This is a genomic window from Nonomuraea diastatica (genome assembly GCF_004349015.1).
Lineage (GTDB): Bacteria > Actinomycetota > Actinomycetes > Streptosporangiales > Streptosporangiaceae > Nonomuraea > Nonomuraea diastatica.
Genome location: NZ_SMKP01000067.1, coordinates 21,003 through 39,496, shown reverse-complemented (window position 1 = coordinate 39,496; position 18,494 = coordinate 21,003). Strand labels below are relative to the sequence as shown.

Annotated in this window: 20 protein-coding genes; 12 read left to right on the top strand and 8 right to left on the bottom strand. The window is 70.1% G+C overall.

Annotated features, from left to right (window positions below):
- Positions 1-96: 96 nt before the first annotated feature.
- On the bottom strand, positions 97-1,305 hold the full coding sequence (locus E1294_RS23545; RefSeq protein WP_132511558.1) for a metal-dependent hydrolase family protein: 1,209 nt from the start codon (positions 1,303-1,305) through the stop codon (positions 97-99).
- A gap of 244 nt (positions 1,306-1,549) precedes the next feature.
- Between E1294_RS23545 and E1294_RS23540 the strand changes: the two genes are divergently transcribed.
- Complete coding sequence (locus E1294_RS23540) at positions 1,550-1,942, top strand: ArsR/SmtB family transcription factor (protein ID WP_132511556.1); 393 nt, start codon at positions 1,550-1,552, stop codon at positions 1,940-1,942.
- The gene (locus tag E1294_RS23535) at positions 1,939-2,562 is read left to right on the top strand and encodes a cation efflux transmembrane domain-containing protein (RefSeq protein WP_132511554.1); all 624 of its coding nucleotides are present in this window, start codon (positions 1,939-1,941) and stop codon (positions 2,560-2,562) included. Before E1294_RS23540 ends, E1294_RS23535 begins: the two co-directional genes overlap by 4 nt.
- Here the strand turns inward: E1294_RS23535 and E1294_RS23530 are convergent.
- A complete protein-coding gene (locus E1294_RS23530) occupies positions 2,513-2,896 on the bottom strand; it encodes a transmembrane transport protein (RefSeq protein WP_132511552.1) in 384 nt (127 codons plus the stop codon). The two genes, E1294_RS23535 and E1294_RS23530, sit on opposite strands and share 50 nt — an antisense overlap.
- 266 nt (positions 2,897-3,162) lie before the next feature.
- Between E1294_RS23530 and E1294_RS55985 the strand changes: the two genes are divergently transcribed.
- From E1294_RS55985 to E1294_RS23505, 4 genes are all read left to right on the top strand, one after another.
- On the top strand, positions 3,163-4,002 hold the full coding sequence (locus E1294_RS55985) for an Atu4866 domain-containing protein (RefSeq protein WP_132511550.1): 840 nt from the start codon (positions 3,163-3,165) through the stop codon (positions 4,000-4,002).
- A 71-nt stretch (positions 4,003-4,073) separates the two neighbouring features.
- Positions 4,074-4,469: an SbtR family transcriptional regulator gene (locus E1294_RS23515; RefSeq protein ID WP_220447899.1), complete on the top strand. Its 396-nt coding sequence runs from the start codon at positions 4,074-4,076 to the stop codon at positions 4,467-4,469.
- Positions 4,470-4,542: 73 nt separating this feature from the next.
- On the top strand, positions 4,543-5,568 hold the full coding sequence (locus E1294_RS23510) for an acyltransferase domain-containing protein (RefSeq protein ID WP_132511548.1): 1,026 nt from the start codon (positions 4,543-4,545) through the stop codon (positions 5,566-5,568).
- 200 nt (positions 5,569-5,768) lie between these two features.
- Positions 5,769-6,815 (top strand): TerC family protein, encoded by a 1,047-nt coding sequence (locus E1294_RS23505; protein WP_132511578.1) that lies wholly within the window; start codon positions 5,769-5,771, stop codon positions 6,813-6,815.
- A 267-nt stretch (positions 6,816-7,082) separates the two neighbouring features.
- Here the strand turns inward: E1294_RS23505 and E1294_RS23500 are convergent, their stop codons facing one another.
- From E1294_RS23500 to E1294_RS23490, 3 genes are read right to left on the bottom strand one after another with little or no spacing between them, the layout of a single operon-like run.
- Positions 7,083-8,093: an ABC transporter substrate-binding protein gene (locus tag E1294_RS23500; protein ID WP_132511546.1), complete on the bottom strand. Its 1,011-nt coding sequence runs from the start codon at positions 8,091-8,093 to the stop codon at positions 7,083-7,085.
- Positions 8,090-8,908 (bottom strand): ABC transporter ATP-binding protein, encoded by an 819-nt coding sequence (locus tag E1294_RS23495; RefSeq protein ID WP_132511544.1) that lies wholly within the window; start codon positions 8,906-8,908, stop codon positions 8,090-8,092. Before E1294_RS23495 ends, E1294_RS23500 begins: the two co-directional genes overlap by 4 nt.
- Entirely contained in the window at positions 8,905-9,924 is a 1,020-nt protein-coding gene (locus E1294_RS23490) for a FecCD family ABC transporter permease (protein ID WP_342775073.1), read from the bottom strand. The genes E1294_RS23495 and E1294_RS23490 overlap by 4 nt, the downstream gene beginning before the upstream one ends.
- 383 nt (positions 9,925-10,307) lie before the next feature.
- Here E1294_RS23490 and E1294_RS23485 point away from each other — a divergent pair, with 383 nt between their 5' ends.
- The 6 genes from E1294_RS23485 (at position 10,308) to E1294_RS23465 (ending at position 16,430) form a co-directional block, all read left to right on the top strand.
- Positions 10,308-11,936, top strand: a complete 1,629-nt coding sequence (locus tag E1294_RS23485; RefSeq protein ID WP_132511541.1) for an ABC transporter ATP-binding protein/permease — start codon at positions 10,308-10,310, stop codon at positions 11,934-11,936.
- Positions 11,933-13,600 (top strand): ABC transporter ATP-binding protein, encoded by a 1,668-nt coding sequence (locus E1294_RS23480; RefSeq protein WP_132511539.1) that lies wholly within the window; start codon positions 11,933-11,935, stop codon positions 13,598-13,600. Before E1294_RS23485 ends, E1294_RS23480 begins: the two co-directional genes overlap by 4 nt.
- A 70-nt stretch (positions 13,601-13,670) precedes the next feature.
- On the top strand, positions 13,671-13,976 hold the full coding sequence (locus tag E1294_RS57285) for an iron chelate uptake ABC transporter family permease subunit (RefSeq protein WP_220447898.1): 306 nt from the start codon (positions 13,671-13,673) through the stop codon (positions 13,974-13,976).
- The gene (locus tag E1294_RS23475) at positions 13,952-14,524 is read left to right on the top strand and encodes a FecCD family ABC transporter permease (RefSeq protein WP_220447897.1); all 573 of its coding nucleotides are present in this window, start codon (positions 13,952-13,954) and stop codon (positions 14,522-14,524) included. The genes E1294_RS57285 and E1294_RS23475 overlap by 25 nt, the downstream gene beginning before the upstream one ends.
- Complete coding sequence (locus E1294_RS52875; protein WP_181958540.1) at positions 14,521-15,162, top strand: ABC transporter ATP-binding protein; 642 nt, start codon at positions 14,521-14,523, stop codon at positions 15,160-15,162. Before E1294_RS23475 ends, E1294_RS52875 begins: the two co-directional genes overlap by 4 nt.
- Positions 15,163-15,221: 59 nt before the next feature.
- The gene (locus E1294_RS23465; RefSeq protein ID WP_132511535.1) at positions 15,222-16,430 is read left to right on the top strand and encodes a cytochrome P450; all 1,209 of its coding nucleotides are present in this window, start codon (positions 15,222-15,224) and stop codon (positions 16,428-16,430) included.
- 278 nt (positions 16,431-16,708) lie between these two features.
- On the opposite strand, the gene E1294_RS23460 is transcribed toward E1294_RS23465, so the two are convergent.
- From E1294_RS23460 to E1294_RS23450, 3 genes are all read right to left on the bottom strand, one after another.
- Entirely contained in the window at positions 16,709-17,410 is a 702-nt protein-coding gene (locus E1294_RS23460) for a sporulation protein (protein WP_132511533.1), read from the bottom strand.
- Between the two features lie 198 nt (positions 17,411-17,608).
- Entirely contained in the window at positions 17,609-17,803 is a 195-nt protein-coding gene (locus E1294_RS23455) for a hypothetical protein (RefSeq protein WP_132511531.1), read from the bottom strand.
- A gap of 53 nt (positions 17,804-17,856) precedes the next feature.
- Positions 17,857-18,153, bottom strand: a complete 297-nt coding sequence (locus E1294_RS23450) for a hypothetical protein (protein ID WP_132511529.1) — start codon at positions 18,151-18,153, stop codon at positions 17,857-17,859.
- Between the last annotated feature and the right edge of the window lie 341 nt (positions 18,154-18,494).

Sequence of the window (18,494 nt, the reverse complement as noted above, 5' to 3'; positions counted from 1 at the left end):
GCCGCGTCAGGTCAGCAGATCTTGTAGGCGTGTCGCGTCGAGTTGTACGAGCAGGAGTCGATCAAACCGCATCGCGCTCGGCACGTCGTGGGTGAATCAGGGGCTGCGGACGATGCGGCCGGACTGGAGGACATACTTCGGCGGGCGGGTGCCGATGACCTCCGGGTCCTCTGCGGCGTCACCCTCGTAGACCACCAGGTCGGCCACCTTGCCCGGCTCGATGGTGCCGACCTTGTCGGCGATGCGCAGAAGTTCGGCGTTGACGCGGGTGGCCGACTCGATGGCGCCGGCGAGGCCGATCTCCGCGGCCATCAGGTAGATCTGGCGCGCCCGGGTGCGCTGCTCGATGCCGATCAGGTCGGCGCCCGAGCCGAGCGGGACGCCCAGGTCGTCCAGCATCGCCAGCGAACGGCGTTGCTGCGTGTGCAGGTTGTCGAGGTCGTCGAGCAGGTGGCCCGGCACGCCCCACGCGGCGGGATCGGCGGTCAGGCTCTCGACGACCGCGAGGGTCGGCACGACGATGGCGCCGCTGCGCTTCAACGCCGACGCCGTCTCGTCATCGATCACAGACACGTGTTCAAAGGAGCGGACGCCCGCCTCAAGGGCGCGCATCAGGCCGGTGACCGTGTGGGCGTGCGCCGTGACGTAGGAGCCGTGGCTCCGGGCCTCGTCGTGGGCCGCGCGAATCTCCTCGACGGTGAACTGCGGCGACTCGAGCGGGTCGCCTTCGGACAGGACGCCGCCGGTGACGAACATCTTGATCTGCTTCGCACCTCGGCGGAACTGCTGGCGTACGGCGGCCCTGACCTGGTCGGGGCCCGTACACAGGGCGTGGTTGCGCACCAGGCCGCCACAGCCGAAATCGGGGTTGGCCGGTTCGTCGGAGGACGTGGGCCGCATGTCGCCGTGGCCGCCGATCTGCGAGAGGATCTGCCCGCTCGGGTGCATGCGCGGGCCCTCGACCAGGCCCGCCTTGATGGCCTGGGTGACGCCGCCGTCGATGCCGCCGAGGTCACGCAGCGTGGTGAAGCCCTGGTCCAGGGATTCGCGCAGGTTCCTGAAGACGTAGCCCGCCTGCTCGGCCGCCGACCAGGACGCCTGGCCGTACAGGGAGAGCAGGCCCACGTGCGCGTGCGCGTCGATGAATCCGGGCAGTACGGTGTGACCGTCCAGGTCGAGCACCTCGTCGGCGGGCCCGCCCGGCGGTTCTGCGATGAGATCGTCGCGCAGCCAGAGGTCGCCGCGCCGAGGCTCGCGTCCGGTCGAGTCGAAGATCGTCGCGCCGCGCAGTCCGATGATGCCCATCAGTTCCTCCAAGGGTCGGGGAGCGCGTCGAGCACCGGAGGCCGGGGTTCTCCACCTGCGGGTGCGGGTCGAGCGAGCTGGTACGCGTCCTGGAACACCCAGGATGTTACGGCTTCGCCGGTTTCCGGTGGGCGTTCACCGGCGCCGGGTGAGTGCGCATATGTCCTTCGGAGCGGTCGCCGGAGGGGACGAACAGGGGGTGTGAGGTTGACGCGGCATGCCGATTCCGAGCTATCATCGCCACATGGCGATCAATCGGGAATCTGACCTGTGCGTCAGCGCCGACATCGCCGCCGGCGTCCCCCCGGCGGCCGCGCTGTTCCACTCCCTGGCCGACGAAACCCGGCTGCGCATCGTGGCGCGACTCGCCCGCGGCGAGGCCCGCGTGGTCGACCTGACCGCCGAGCTCGGGCTGGCGCAGTCCACGGTGTCCAAGCACCTGGCCTGCCTGCGCGGTTGCGGCCTGATCGACTATCGCGCCGAAGGGCGGCAGTCGTTCTACTCCCTGACCCGGCCCGAGCTGATGGACCTGCTCGCCTCGGCGGAGCAGTTGCTGGCGGTCACCGGCCACGCGGTGACGCTCTGCCCCGCTCCCGGCGACGGCGCCGCGCTCGGTGCAGGGGATGTCAGAGCATGACGGCGCTCAACCTACCCACCCCTGACCGGCGGGCGTCACTGCAGCGCCGGATCCGGCTGCTGGTCGCAGCCACCATCACCTACAACGTGATCGAAGCCGTCGTGGCCATCACCGCCGGCAGCATCGCCTCCTCAGCCGCACTGATCGGGTTCGGCCTCGACTCCGTCGTCGAAGTCGCCTCCGCCGCCGCGGTCGCCTGGCAGTTCTCCGCCACCGACCACGAGGCACGGGAGAAGACAGCGCTGCGCGTCATCGCGATCTCGTTCTTCGCCCTGGCCGCCTACGTCACCTTCGACGCCGTCCGGGCGCTGCTGGGCATCGGCGAGGCCGAGCACTCCACCCCCGGCCTGATCCTGGCCGCAGTCTCGCTCGTGATCATGCCGTTCCTGTCGTACGCGCAGCGCCGCGCCGGCCGTGAGCTCGGGTCCGCCTCCGCGGTGGCCGACTCCAGGCAGACCCTGCTGTGCACCTACCTGTCGGCGGTGCTGCTGGTGGGCCTGGCGCTCAACAGCCTGTTCGGCTGGTCCTGGGCCGATCCGATCGCCGCGCTGGCGATCGCCGCCGTCGCGGTCAAGGAAGGCCGCGAAGCCTGGCGCGGGGACGCCTGCTGCCCACACTGAGCGCCCGCTGTGAGGTCGAGCGCGGACGGCGGCGCAGCAGTTCGGCCCGGCGCGCGATCACCTGGTCGGTGGCGAACAACGGCACCCTGCGCGTCAGGAGCCACGCACCGTAACCTGCCCAAGCCAGGCAGAACACGGTCAACACCGCGAACGCCAGATGCGTACGGCCGGGCAGCGGCCCCGGCTCGCTCCACCACAGCGTGGCCACGAACACCACACCGCCCAGCCCGGCCAGGAGCGCCGCCACGGCTCGCACACGCCGCCACGGCGACAGCGACGGCTCAAGCCACTCGATCATCTCCTTCGCCGACAGGCGCGGCCCCTCTTCGGTCATGACCGGTATCCCCTTTCCTCCAGGTGCTCCCGCAACATCCACCCTGCACAGTCGGGCGAGAAGCCGCTCAGGTTCACGGGCGGGCGCGCGAGGAGGCAGGCCACGTGCGGACATCTGCCGCGATCGCCGCTCGAGGCCGACCGCGGCGTCAATCCGAGAGCGACCGCCACCCCGGCGTCAATCCGATCCGCGGCGAGCAGGGGTGCGGCGCTCCCAGGAGAACCGCGGCCTTCTCCCACCTCCCGCCCTCGTCGAGGGTAGGGCGCATGAGCGACGCGCCCACCGTGGTCCTCTCCGCATCGAAGACCGGCCGCCGCTGGTGGATTCCGCTGGTGGCCGCGTTGGCCGCCGGCCTCGCGATCTTTTCCGTACGCCCGCATCCGACCGGCGCCCCCGCAGCCGGTACGGCCTCACGAGGAGCACAGCCGATGGCAGGAAACGATGTCTCCGATGCCCTGGTGGTGATCGACGCCACGATCCACGTCACACCGTCACGGACGGTCAGCGGAGACCTGCGGGCCGAGGACGGAAGGATCACGTACGTCGGTCCGCGCGGGAGGGAGTCCCGTCCGGCCCGGGCCCGGGTGATCGAGGCGCACGGCGCGTTCGTCGTTCCGCTGCTCGTGGACACCGCGCTGCGCGCCCGCCCCGAGGACCGGCGCGACGCCTCCGACCTGGCCCCGGGCAACGCGGCGACCTTCGCCGTCACACGAGAGCGCGTGAGCGAGTCCCGGATCAGGCAGATGCTGGTACTCCAGCCGCATGATCTGCTCGCCGCCGTCGTGTCAGGACATGTCGAGGCGTGGCAGGGCGAACCCACCCGTCCCGCCGGAACCCCCGCCGCAGGACTCCGGAGATGGCGCGGAGTCTGGGTCGACGACTCCCGGGAGTTGGCACAGCACCTGCTCCTCGACGGCAGGTACACCGAGACACGCCACGGCCGGACCGATGCCTACACAGGCAGATACTGGGTCCACGAGGACCGCATCACCTACCTCGACGACTCCGGCTTCTGGGCCTTCGGAGAGCTGGTCGACGGAGTCCTCCACCACGCCGGGTTCGTCATGCACAAACGACCGGCCCCCGGTTGGCCGGGCCGTTCTTGACACAACCCCCGCCGTCGCCGGACGGACGCCCCCTGACCTGCCTGCGCGCGTCAGGGGAGCGTGGGCCGCATGTGCTGCCGCGCCCACTCCTCGAAGCTGGTGAGCGGAAGGCCGAGGTCCCTGGCGTACTGCGGGCGGGCCGGTTGACCGGCCACGTTCATCAGCTCAGCGACGTCGTCGCCTACTGCGTCGCGGCCCGAGGGCTGGCGCCGGCACTGGCCTACGACGGGGGCGAACTCGACTCCGTACACGAGAACTCCTGCTCGGCGATGCTGGAGGAGGCGGGAGTCCCGCTGCTGCGCCGCGCCGCGCAGGACGGCGCCGTGGCGGAGGACGTCACCGTCGCCGACCTGATCACGCTGATCGTCGGCATCGTCCTCGCAACAGAGCACCACCCCGACCCCGCCACCCGGGCGAACCGCCTGTTCCGACTGGCCGTCGCAGGTCTCAGCCCTCAGCGCTTGTGACGAGGCAGGTTCGCCGGTTCACGTCCATGCCTGCCCCCACGTACTCAAGCCCAGCGGCTCGTAGGTTGGGTGCATGCTCGACCTTCCCTCGAACGTGGCAGCGGCGCGGTTGCTGGAGCAACTGGGTGCGTCGCCTGCCGATCGGGACGAAGCGCTGGCGGCGCGGCCCGATCCCGGGGAACACCCGGAGTTGTGGCGGCACCTGGAACGGTGCCACCAGGACGTGACGTCGCACATGGGTTCAGGGCTTCCGGCCGGCGGGTATCGCGGCTTCCCGGCGTTTCCGGCCGACGCCGGCCCGGTGGCGCTCCATCTGTATGTCTGGCTCTATCTCGCCGTCCTGCCGGAGACACTGCGCTACCACGCCGAGCGGGGCATCGACCGCCGAACGTCATGGGAGACGTTGTCGACCCTCGGGCCCATGATGGCCGAACACCGATCCGTGCACGGGATCGGTGGAGTCGGAGGATTCGATCAGTGGTGTCCGCCGTTGAAGTTCCGGGGGGCCGAGTATCGGCTCGGCCGGTTGGAGTACGACCGCGGCCGGGGCGAGTGCCCGGACGGCACGACAGGATTCCTGCTGCACCTGCACATCCCGTCCGGTGCGCCGCTGTCCCCGGCTTCCTGTGACGAGTCGCTCGACCGGGCCCATAGGTTCTTCGGCCGTCATTTCCCCGACGAGCCGGTCTCGTACGTCGTCTGCCACTCCTGGTTACTCGACCCGCAGCTCACCGGATATCTGCCCGAGCGGTCGAACATCGTACGATTCCTGCGCCGTTTCGTGTTGAAACCGCTGACGTCCGGCGACGAGGATTTTGCGGACGGTTCCATGCTGGAGTACGTTTTCGGGCGGCCGGGCCAGACGGGGCCGGTCACCGCACGCCAACTCGCGGAGCTACCGCAAGACACTTCCCTGCGAAGGGCGTACGTCGCCCACCTCGGATCCGGACGGCACTGGCGGGCACGCACCGGCTCGATCGCCTTCCCCGCGAGCCCGGAACCCGCCCTGGCGGACCGGGACCGGCTTGCCGCTGATGCCGGCAGCGCCCCTCCCGGGCGCGACGGGGCCGAGCGGCCGTCCGTCGACCGCCCGCGCTGAAACATGGGGGAGGGATGTTGGTCTACTGCATTCGGTATGTATGATCGCAGGCGAAGTGGAGGGGAGTACTCCTTCGCGGCCACGTCGTCATCACGGACCCTCCTCGGGACCCGGCGCGGTCGGTCCGCGACGCCGCGGGCGGAGAAGACCTCCGACGGACGTGTCAACGCCAAGTCGGAGGAGCGCTCATGCCCCCACCTATGCCCGTGCCCGCCTGGCTGTGGGCGGTCACCCTCGCCGCCCTGCTCACCCTCATCCTCCTCGATCTGATCATCGTCAACAGGAGACCCCACAAGGTCACGATCGCCGAGTCGGCGCGGTGGATCGCCTTCTACATCGCCTGTGCCGTCGCTTTCGGCGCAGGCGTGTGGATTTTCGGCGGCGATGACCAGGCGGCCTCCTACATCACCGGCTACATCACCGAGTACACGCTGAGCGTCGACAACCTGTTCATCTTTATGATCATCATGGCGAACTTCGCCGTGCCTGCGATTCACCAGCACCGCGTGCTGCTCATCGGGATCATGATGGCGCTGGTCATGCGCGGGATCTTCATCGGCGTGGGCGCGCAGGCCGTCCAACGGTTCAGCTGGGTGTTCTGGATCTTCGGCGGCATCCTCATCTACACCGCGTGGAAATTCGCCTTCAGCAACAAGGATGACGAGGAGTACGACCCCAACGGGGGTGTCGTACGGTTGGTGCGCAGGCTGTTCAAGGTCACCGATGACTACCACGGCTCACGGCTGACCGTCCGGCAGGATGGTCGCCGCCTGCTGACCCCGATGTTCATCGTCATCGTCGCCATCGGCGGCGCGGACCTGGTGTTCGCGGTCGACTCCATCCCCGCGATCTTCGGCATCACCCAGGACGCCTACCTGGTCTTCGCGGCCAACGCGTTCGCGCTGATGGGGCTGAGACAGCTCTACTTCCTGCTCGGCGGGCTGGTGGAGAAACTCGTCTATCTCACGTACGGGCTGGCGGTCATCCTCGGCTTCATCGGCGTGAAACTCGTCCTGCACGCCCTGCACGAGAACGAGCTGCCGTTCATCAACGGCGGCGAGCACGTCACCTGGGTCCCTGAGATCAACAACTGGACCTCGTTGGCCATCATCGTCACCGTGCTCACCGTCACGACGGTGGCCAGCCTGATCAAGGCCAGGCGCGACACACGCCAGGTCGCCGAGCCGTCCGTGCCGGAGCCCGCCGAGCCGTCCGTGTCCGAGCCCGCCGACGGGGCTCGCAACTGACCGGGGGCAGGCTCGCCGACCGGCGGCGAGCCTGCCCCGGACCCGAGGCCGAAAGCCGGCCGCACCCTGAAAGATCGGGTCAAACCCCGGGCTGACCGGTGATCACCGGGAAGAGCGTCACCTGAACGCGGTCCACCAGGCCGGTGCTCGGTCCCAGCGCCTGCACGAATCGCCGAAAGGTGTCGGCTCCGAGGATGCCCGCCGGCTGCAGGAGGCGCGCCGGCTGCAGGAGGCGCGCCGGCTGCAGCCGGCGCGCTGGATCACAGGTCAGAACGCATCGGGGTAGAGCTGCTCCGCGATCTGCCGCACGATCGAGATGTTGCCCAGCGTTCCGGGGAACACGTCGGCGCTCGAGACCGCGATCAGCCGGCCATCGCGCACCGCCGGCATGTCCGGGAAGGTGGTGGTGAGGTATTTGCGGGTCGCGGCCTCGTGCTTCTTGTCGTACACCGAGAACACCAGCGCGTCGGGCTGCTTGGCCGCGAGGGATTCGGGGGTGATCGTCGCGGCGAAGAACTTCGCGAACGCCGGCTGATCGGGGGTGTAGACGTTGTCGGCCCCGGCCAGGCGAAGGATGTCGTATTCGACGCCGGCGCCGATGGCCTGCAGGGTGGTGCCGTCGACGTACACCTGAGCGACGCGCAGCTTGTCCACGTCAGCAAGCGCCTTGGCGACTTCGTCGAGGTCGGCCCGGCTCTTCGCGATGAGGTCGGCGGCGGCGTCCTCGACGCCGAAGATCTCGCCGATGTTCTCCAGATCGGTGAACAGGTCCGTGACCTCACCGGTCATGCGCCGGTCTTGGCACCCGCCGTTGGCGACGTAGACGGAGGCTCCGGCCTGTTCGAGCTGCTCGATGCTGGCAAAGCCCTGTTCTGCGGTGAACTCGTAGGTTGTGGGCGAGTAGACGAAGTCCGGTTCGACGGCCAGCAGGTCCTCACGGCTGGGCGGGGCGACCTCGCCGATCATCGGAACGTCTTTGGCAAGCGGCGCCACGTCCTCCGGCAGTGCCTGCGCCTTGGCCTGGGCCTGCCCGGCGATGCGGTCGGCCAGACCCAGACGCAGCAGCAACTCGGTCTGCGCCGGGTGCATGCCGACGGCTGCTTCCGGAGTGTCGTCGACGACGACCTTCCGGCCGCAGTTCTCCAGCGTCACCGTGTCGGCCGCGCCGGACCCCTCGGGGGCCTGGGTCACAGAGGAACCGCAGCCGGCGATGAGCAAGGCTATGGCGGCGTTCGCGATGACGGCGGATCGTGCGGGGATGCGAGAGGCGCGGGTCATGTGCGGACGCTGCTTTCTGTTCGGGTGGAGGGCTCATCGATGTGGCCTCCGCCCGCATCGAGGCGGCGGAAGGCGAAGACGGGATCGTCGGCGTCGCCGAGGACGCGGACGTCCACGCCGAACGTGGTGCGGACCAGCTCAGGGCTGAACACTCGGGCGGGCGGCCCGGCGGCGACGATGCGACCGGCGTCGAGCACGACGACACGGTCGCAGTACTGGGTCGCAAGGTTCAGGTCATGGAGAGCGGCGATCACGGTGCGTCCCAGACTGCGCACCGTGCTCATCAACTCGTGCTGGTGGCTGATGTCGAGATGGTTGCTCGGTTCGTCCAGCACCAGCACCGGGCTCTCCTGGGCGAGGGCGCGGGCGAGCATGACGCGCTGCCGCTGACCTCCGGAGAGAGTGGCGACCATGCGGTCGCCGAGGTCGGTGATCTCGGCGCGGCGCATCGCCTCTTCCGCGATACGTATATCGTCCGGAGTGTCCCGGCCGAAGGAGGCGCGGTGCGGGGCACGGCCGAGCAACACCGTCTCCTGAACGCTCAAGTCGAAGTCGGTCGGCGGGTCCTGGAGCATGACCGCGACCGCTCGTGCCGCCTGCCTGCCGCTCAGGCGGCGCACTTCCTGCCCGTCGAGGCGCACCGTGCCCTGCCGTGGCTTCAGCGCACGGTAGAGCGTGCGCAGCAGCGAGGACTTTCCGCTGCCGTTCGGCCCTACCAGGCCCACCACCGTGCCCGATTCAACGATCAGCGACGCCTGCCGCACCACGTCCCGGCCGCCGAGGGCGACGGTGACGTCGTCGAACTCCACCCTCATCGGCCGAACCCCGCCCGCTCGGCTCCGTCCCGCCGCATCAGCCACAGGAAGAACGGAGCACCGACGAATGCGGTGAGGATGCCCAAGGGGATCTCCGTCGGCGCCGCGACCGTCCGTGCCAGCAGGTCCGCGATCATCAGGAACACCGCCCCGCCCAGCACCGTCACCGGCAACATCCGCCGATGGTCCGCACCGACCGCGATCCGCGCGAAGTGCGGGATGACCAGCCCGACGAACCCGATCCCGCCGGCGACCGAGACCACGGTGCCGGTCAGCAGCGACGCCACCACCAGCAGCAGCCCGCGCAACCGGGAGGCGTTCACCCCCAGCGAGACCGCCGACTCGTCCCCGGTCAACAGCGCGTTCAGCGACCGCACCAGCAGCGCCGCGATCACCCCAGCCACCACGAGCGCGACAGCCGGGCCGATCAGGCTCGGCATCGACGCCGCCGACACACTCCCCAGCAGGAAGAACAGCACACTGACAACGTTCTGCGCATCCGTGGAGATCGTCAGATAGCTCGTCACCGCGCTCAGCAAGGTCCCCAACGCGACACCCGCCAGAATCATCCGCGTCGGCGACAACTCCGCGTTCTTACGCGCCAACGCCGCCACGCCCACGCACGCCGCCAACGCGCCCGCGAACGCGGCCACGTTCAACGACAACCCGCCCAACGCGGCCGAACCGAACACGATCACGAGCACCGCCCCGACACTCGCGCCCGAGGACACGCCCAGGATGTAGGGCTCGGCGAGCGGATTGCGCACCGTGACCTGCATCAATGCACCCGCCAGCGCCAACCCGGCACCGGCCAGCGCCGCCAGCAGCGTCCGCGGCAGCCGGAACTGCCACACCGCCTGATCCTGCAACGGCGTCAACGTCCCATCCGACATCCACGGCATCCCCGGAACCAGGTGCCCGATCACGATCTGAGCCGCATCCACCGGGCCCACCGACACCGATCCCACCGCACCAGACAGCACGACCAGAAAACATGCTGTGACCGAAAGCGCCACGCTGAGCAGCCCCGTGCGCCGCGCCAGACGACGCCGCGCGCGACCAGGCACGGCTGTCTGGTCATCAGAGGTGGAGGAGCGCTCAGACGAACTTAAGTACACAACACGGCATGCTATAGAAAATGACTATCATGTTCAATTTTGTCGCCCGTGCCGCCATCCGTGACCTCGGCAGGTCGGGTTCGCTCTGCCGGGCAGGACGCCGCCGGAGCGAGCGCTGCCAGAGCACGAAGAAGCTTGCTGATCACGGCAGCCCGTATGGGGCCTCCGAAGTGAGAATCATTTACTCATAGACAGTGAAAATCATTACCATCTACGCTCTCGTCCTATCAAGGGGTGAGGACTGACTCGTCCCTGAGGTGGGACGGCGGGAAGGACTGCGTATGATCGTTCATCGCCGGCTGCTGCAGCTGGCCGGCAGCGTCAAGGGGCCGATCGCGGCCTGCGTGGGATTGGGACTGGCGGTCAGCGCCGCGTACGTCGCGCAGGCCGTCCTGATCGCCGCCGCCCTGTCCGCCCTGGTGCGCGGTGACGTCTCCGCCGTGGTACGCCTGGTGGCCTGGACGTTCGCCGTGATCGTGACCAGGGCGGCGCTGCTGTGGACCAGGGAGTCCGTGACGGTGTGGGCGGGCGCCGTGGTCAAGGCCAGGCTGCGTGACCGGCTGATCGTCCACCTGGCACACCTGGGGCCCGCGCATCTGACCGGCGCCCGCACCGGCCATGTGCAGACCACACTGGTCGACGGCGTCGAAGGCCTCGATCCCTACTACAGCCGTTACCTGCCGCAGGTCGTCGTCACCTTCTTGGTGCCGGTGGCGCTGGTCGGCTGGTTGTTCACGGTCAACGCGGCGGCTGCGGCGATCCTCGCCGTCGCTGTGGCGAGTGTGCTGATCATCCCGAGGTTCTGGGACGCCACGCTCCTCAGGCGGGGGCGCAGCCGCTGGACCGCCTTCGCCGAACTGGCCTCCGACCATCTGGAGGCGATGCAGGGCATGGCGACCCTGCGGGCGTTCGGGGCCGTCGGCACGCTGGGGACGCGGCTGGCCGGCCGGGCGCACGACCTCTACGTCACCACCATGCGGCAACTCAGGATCTCGCTGGTGGGAACCGGGATCAGCGCTCTGTTCATCCAGGCGGGCACGGCCGGGGCGATTCTGGCCGTGACGACGGCGGGGAGCGCAGGGGAGGCGTTCGCGGTCCTGGTGATCACCGTGGAGTGCTTCCGTCCGGTGAAGAACCTCTCCGACGCCTGGCACGCCGGATATCTCGGGATAACGGCGGTCGACGGCATCGAAGACCTGTTGTCGACCGCGCCGGCCGTCGACGATCGAGGGACGCGGAACGACTTCCCCACGGCGCCTGCCATCACGTTCGAACGCGTCACGTTCACCTATCCGGGCGCGGAACATCCTGCCGTTCGAGACGTCGGCTTCACCGTCGAGCACGGCAGGACCGTGGCGCTGGTGGGCCCGTCCGGCGCGGGCAAGAGCACGCTGGCCGCCCTCCTGCAACGCCACTATGACCCAGGCCAGGGAACCATCAGCATCGGCGAAGTCGACATACGCGAGCTCACCCTCGACGCGCTGCGCGGCGGCATCGCGGTCGTGGCCCAGGACACCTACCTGTTCCACGGCACGGTGGCCGAGAACCTGCGCCTGGCCCGCCCGGACGCCACCGACGAGGAGCTGGCCGCCGCCGCCCGGCTGGCCGCCGCCCACGACTTCATCGTGGAACTCCCCGACGGCTACGACACGCGGCTGGGAGAGCGGGGGGCGACGCTCTCGGGCGGACAGCGGCAGCGCCTGGCCATCGCGCGGGCGCTGCTGGCCGACGCCCCCGTCCTGGTGCTCGACGAGGCCACCTCGCACGTGGACGCGCGTACCGAGCAGGCCCTGTCCGAGGTGCGGCGGGGGCGTACCTGTCTGATGATCGCCCACCGGCCCGACACCATCCGTCAGGCCGACCACGTGGTGGTCCTGGAGAACGGAACCGTGCTGGAGGCCGTGGCATGACCCCGTCCATCCGCTGGCTCGCGGGCGCCGTCGGCGAACACCGCCGGGCCTTCGTCTCCACCCTGGTCGCGAACCTGCTCGGCCAGCTTGCGGTGCTCGGCGCGGCCGTCACCGGCGCCTGGTTGGTGGGCCGGGTGATCGATGGCAGGATCACGCCGCTCGACGTGGCAGGCGCGGTGCTCGGAGGGCTGGTCGCGGTGGCGGCGCTGGCGGCGTGGTGGGAGTCGTACGTCGCTCACGACCTGGCGTACCTGGTGCTGGCCAGGCTGAGAGGGCAGGTCTTCGACGCGGTCGCCAGGATCGCGCCGGCCCGCCTGCTGGGCCGCCGCAGTGGGGACCTGTCGGCGGCGGTGTTGTCGGACATCGAAACCCTCGAGTGGCTCTTCGCGCACACCCTGGCGCAGCTCATCACCGCAGGCACGGTGCTGACAGCGGGCAGTGTGGCGGCCGCGACGATCGACCCCCTGCTGCTGACCGTCTCGTTGCCACTGGCAGCGTGCGTGCTGACCGTGCCGCTGTGGTTGCGCAAGGTCTCACGCCGGCAGGGCGACGAGTTGCGTGCCGCCACCGCTGAGCTGACCTCCGACGTGGTCGACACCGTGCAGGGCGTGCGCGAGCTGACCGCCTTCCGCGCGCTGGAGCGCCGCAGGAAGCTGCTGGCGCTCAACACGCGCCGGCTCGCCCGAGCCCAGGCGGCGAACGCGGCGAGGGGCGGCCTCGAAGCGGCCGTCACCGATCTGCTCATCGCCGTCGCAGCCGCAGGGACGCTGCTCCTGGTCGCCACGGTGATCCGGACCCCGGCGGACGCGCCGGTGGCCATGGTGCTGGCCGCCAGCTCGCTGGGACCGGCGGCGCAGGTGGCGCTGTTGCTCAAGGAGTACGGCACCCTGTGGGCGGCTGCCGATCGGGTGCACGCGCTGGTCACCGCGCCCGCCAACGTGCCGCCGCCGCGCGACGTCGAGGAGGTTCCGGCCAGGCCGGATGTCGTCTTCGAGGACGTGCGCTTCCGGTACACGGATGACGGGCCCGAGGTGCTGCGCGGAGTGTCCTTCCAGGTGCCGTACGGCAAGACCGTCGCCCTGGTCGGCGCCTCGGGAGCGGGCAAGTCCACGTGCGTGTCGCTGCTGCTGCGCTTCTGGGACCCCGACAGCGGGCGCATCCTGGTCGGCGGAGTGCCGTTACCGCAGATCTCCGGCCTGCACCGGCATGTCACGGTGGTGCCGCAGGACGTCCACCTGTTCGCCGGCACGGTCGAGGAGAACGTCCGGCTCGGCGCCCCGGACGCCGACGCCGCGAGCGCTCTGCGCACCGCCCAGCTCACCATCGATCCGGAGCTCCCGGTCGGCGAGCGAGGCGTCACGCTCTCCGGCGGCCAGCGCGCCAGGGTGGCGATCGGCCGGGCACTCGCCACGGAGGCGCCTGTGCTGGTGCTGGACGAGGCGGTGGCCAACCTCGACACCGACAACGAGGCGCGCCTCGCCGAGTCGCTCCAGGAAGCCGCCGCTGGCCGCGCCACGCTCGTCATCGCGCACCGCCTGTCGACCATCCGCAGAGCCGACCACATCGTGCTCCTGGAGGAGGGACGCGTGGCCGCCGAAGGCCCCTACCCGGAGCTCGCCGAGCGGCTGTCCCACCTCTTCGCACGGAGCCCGCGGCGTTCGTAGCGGCGGCTTCGTCCTTGCCTCGGGCACTGTGCTGGGAGCCGGGCATCCTGAGTATGATTCTGGGAATCACATGGGAGAGGTCCCGGCCCATGAGGTGCTGGTGGTCGATCAGATCCGGCTGCCTCGGGTGCTGGTCGGCGCCGCGCTGGGCGTCGCGGGCGCGGTGATGCAGGCGTTGTTCGGCAATCCGCTGGCCGAGCCGGGCGTGACCGGGGTGTCGGCGGGCGCCGCGGTGGGCGCGGTGCTGGCGATCACTTCCGGCGCGGCCGGCACGCTGCTGCTGCCCGCGGCCGCGTTCGCCGGCGCGCTGATCACCGTAGTGGCGATCTACGCGATCGCGGCGGCCGGCCGGTGCTGCTGGTCGGGATCGCACTGAACGCCCTTCTCGGCGCGGTGGTCTCGGCGCTGGTGGCCAACGCTCCTGACGAGCAGTCGTTGCGGGGGATCGTGTTCTGGTTGCAGGGCGACCTCGACGCCCGCACATGGCAGCATGTCAGCCTCGTCCTGCTGCCGGTGCTGCCGGTGCTGGCGGCTCTCGCGGCCACCCTGGTGTTCGCCCGGGATCTGAACGTCATGCTGCTCGGCGACGACGCGGCCCGTGCCAGTGGCGTGAACGTCGCCCGTATCCGGCACGTGCTGCTGGTGCTGGCGTCCCTGCTGACCGGGGCGGCCGTGGCGGTCAGCGGGGTGATCGGCTTCGTCGGGCTGGTGGCCCCGCACGTGATCCGGCTCACCGCCGGGCCGGACCATCGGCTCCTGCTCCCGGCCAGCGCGCTGCTGGGGGCGGTCTTCCTGGTGTCGGCCGCCACCGCCGCCCGGCTGCTGCTGGCCCCGGTCACGCTGCAGACCGGGGTGATCACGGCCTTCGTCGGCACGCCTGTCTTCCTGCTGCTGGTGCTCTGGTCCCGAAGGAACACGCCGTGATCGTGATCGATGACGTACGGGTCCGGATCGACGGAGCGGTGCTGATCGACGGAGTGGACCTGACCGTGCCACCCGGCCGGAACGAGCAGTCCGTACACGCCCTGCGACCTCAGGCGCTGGCCCGCCGGATCGCCTATGTGCCGCAGGACACCGCGCTGTCATTCCCGTTCACCGCCTACCAGGTGACGCTCATGGGACGGCACGCCCACGTCGGCCGGTTCGCGCTGGAGGGCAGGGCCGACCACCGGGCCGCCGAGCAGGCCATGGCCGCGACCGGCACCACCTGGCTGGCCGACCGGAACGTGGCCACCCTTTCCGGAGGGGAACGCCAGCTCGTCCTGCTCGCCAAGGCGCTCGCCCAGGACGCCCAGGTGCTGCTGGCCGACGAGCCCGTCTCCGCCCTGGACCTGCGCCACCGACTCGCCGTGCTGCGGCTGCTGCGCGCCTGCGCCGATGCCGGCCGGGCGGTCCTGGACCTGATCCTGCTGCTCGACGAGCCGACGAGCCGACGAGCCGACGAGCCGACGAGCCGACGAGCCGACGAGCCGCGTAGGCACCTGCTCAGCGCAGCTCAGCCAGGGGCGATGCCCTCCTGGACCGTGCGCACGATGAACGCACTGCCCCCCGCATCTTCGTAATTTCAATACAGAGCTGTACTGTATTGAAGTAGCCATCGGTCGCACAAAGGAGACCCGAGATGACCGAGACCGACGCAGTCGTGCTGCCCACCGAGCGGCCCGCCCCCCTCGACCCGCCCACGGAGCTGGCCGAGCTGCGCGAGACGCGGTCCATCGCCCGGCTGGCCTACGCCGATGGCCACCTGGGGTGGCTGGTGACCAGCCACGCACTCGTACGCGAGGTGATGGCCGACCCGCGCTTCAGCGTCCGCCCCGAGTTGCGGCACAGGCCGATCGAGCTGCCCGGACAGCCCGACCCCCAGCCGGCGCAGCCCGGGATGTTCCTGGGCATGGATCCGCCCGGCCACACCCGCTACCGCCGCCTGCTCACGGGCGAGTTCACCGTGCGGAGGATGGGCCTGCTGGCCGAGCGCATCGAGGAGATCACCCGCGGGTGCCTGGACGCGATGGAACGCCAGGGCGGGCCCGTGGACCTGGTGGAGGCATTCGCGGAGCCGATCCCCGCAGCCGTGATCGGCGAGTTGCTCGGCGTCCCCGAGCAGGAGTTCAAACAGGCCCAGGAGCACTTCGTCAAGATCATCCGGCGCGAGGGCACGGCGGAGGACATGCTGGCCGCGTACAAGGCGACGCTCGCGCTGATCCAGGAGCTGATCGGGGCCAAGCGGGCCGCGCCCACCGACGACGTGCTCAGCGGACTGACCAGGAGCGACCTGACCGACGAAGAGCTGGCCAATATCGGTTTCCTGCTGCTGGGTGCCGGGCTCGACACCACCGCCAACATGCTGGCACTGGGTACGTTCGCGCTGCTGGACCGGCCCGGGCAGATCCCCGCGCTGCTCTCCGCGCCGGACCAGGCGGTGGAGGAGCTGCTGCGTTATCTCAGCATCACACCGTTCCTCATACGCACCGCGCTGGAGGACGTCGAACTCGGCGGTGAGCTGGTGCGGGCGGGCGAGACGGTCACCCTCTCGATCGCGGCCGCCAACCGCGACCCTGACCGCTTCCCCGCCCCTGACGCCCTCGACCTGAGCAGGTCCGGCAGCACGCACCTCGGTTTCGGCCACGGCGTGCACCAGTGCCTCGGCCAGCAGTTGGCCCGGGTCGAGCTGCGGGTGGCCCTCCCCGCGCTGTTCACCAGGTTCCCGTCGCTGCGCCTGGCCGTGGCACCCGGCCAGGTGCCGGTGCGGCCCATCGAGATGCTCATCCACGGCCTGCTCAGCCTGCCAGTGACGTGGGGCCAGGAAGATCCGCGGGATCGGTCACGCTGACCGGCCACGCTCTCGCCCTCGAGGGATCCACCGTGCGCAGAATGGGCCTGCTGACCAGACGCGCCGAGGAGATCACCTGATCCGCGAGCTGCCCGGGGTGTCGGAGCAGGACGCGTTCCGCACCCCGGGTGTGCTCAGTCCACCTCGGCCCGCAGCACGTGACCGACCCAGCGCAGCCGCACCGAACCGACGCGCTCGACCCCGGCGCCCCGACGGCTGCCGATCAGCGCACCGGGCGCCCGCAGGGCACCGTGGCGGGCCGTTCATCGTCCGGTGCTCTACCAGTCGCCTCCTTCGTCTTCTTCCTCGTCGCCTTCGAAGATCTCCTCGACGACCTCGCCTGCCACCAGGCCGCCGACGACGCCGGCGGCGCCGGCCGCAGCCACCGTCCCCCAGCCTGGGCCGCTGCGATGCTCATGGTGCTGCGAGTGGTGACCGTACCCGTCATGGTGTTCGCCGTGGCCGTAGCCGCCGTGATGGCTGCTGTGCCCGTACTGGGTCAGGCCGGCCAGCCAGCGATCGAGCTCGCTGGGCCAGTCGGTGTGCATCGCGTCGTCGTGGCTGACGGTGAAGCGGCCGATGGCGTCTCCGGAGTGGCGGCCGGCGCGTTTGTCGGCTTCCAGGATCACTTCCAGTCCGTGCGGGCCGGCGACGAAGGTGAGCTCGACCTCGCCCACGACCCCGTGGTGCTGGGCGGGTGGGTAGAACTCGATGTCCTCGCCCTTGCGCAGGATGAACGGGCCGGACACCTGGGCACGGGAGAACTCCCCGAGCCCGGCGCCCTCGCCCTCGCCGTGCTCGAACTCGACCCGGGCGACCAGACCGAGGGTGATGTGCTCGATCTCGGCGTCGAAGTCGCCGCCCTGCAAGCGCACTTCACCGGACAACACGCCGCCCGGCTGGATCCGCGCTGTGTTCAGGACGGTGTCCACCGAGGGGGCGCCGACGCCGAAGGCGCCCAGCATCCGTTTGAAGACCACGACTTGTTCTCCCTGTCGCCGACTGACGGCACGATCATGCCGACCGCCTAAACGATCAAGGCGAGCCGCGTGAGGTGGCCCGTCCGGTGCGGCGTAGGGCTTCGCAGGGCCTCTGACGACGCCCGGGGTTCCAACATCCGACCGGCGACGAGGGGCGGCTGACTGGTCGACGTCGACCAGTCAGCCGCACGATGAGGGTTACTCGTCGGTGGTGACGGCGAGTCGGTGCGGTCCGTCGTGCTCGGCGGGAGGCGTGCGGGCGAGCCAGGCGCGCAGGGCGTCGCCGGTGCGGCGGGTAGTGATGACGCGATCGGCGGCCGCGGTGACGTCGGCGTGGCTCCCGCCCTCGGGGAGATCGCCGACGTGACCGAGGGCGGCGTCGGCGAGGGTCACCCGGCGCAGGGTTTCCTCGGTGGTGCCCGCTGATATCCGGCCCTCGCCGTGTCTCAGTCCTCGTCGCGACAGGCGTGCAGATCACGGCGCGCCTGGTGGCGGCTGCGGCGGCGCTCCTCGCGACGGAGGTAGTGCCACTCCCGGTATCCACCCCTGGTTTCGCAAACGAGCACGTGGTAGCCGGGGGCGCCCCAGTAACAGCCGCCCCGGCGCCGGTTCGCGCTGTCGGCGGTGATCTCGTCCGGCAGCGTGCACGGCCCGAAACGATGATCATGCACGGGCACGCAGGTCGTCAGCGGCGCGTCGGCCATCCGCACCCACCGTGGCCGGGTCTTGTCGGTCCTGCTCATACGGTCACCTTTCGGCTCCGTGACGCCCCTGGCTGGGGCCGTCGCTAGACCGGGTGCACCGTGATCACCTCCGACTTCGTACACGACAAAAAAGGGACCGAAAGCGGCGACGCCGCTCAGAGATCCTGATCTCGACACTACCGCGAACCGCAGCCGAGCGCGGGTTTCGGTCTGGACGGTCGGGGATGAGTCCCGGCGCCCAGCGGCGCGATAACGCCACCCCGGACGTTTCCGCAGGTCACATGTGATCGCACGGACGGCGATGTTGTCGCCGGCGCCTGGCCCGCAACGCCGCCGAGCTGATGACCCTGTCCACCCAGCTCCAAGGTGCCGGTGTCCAG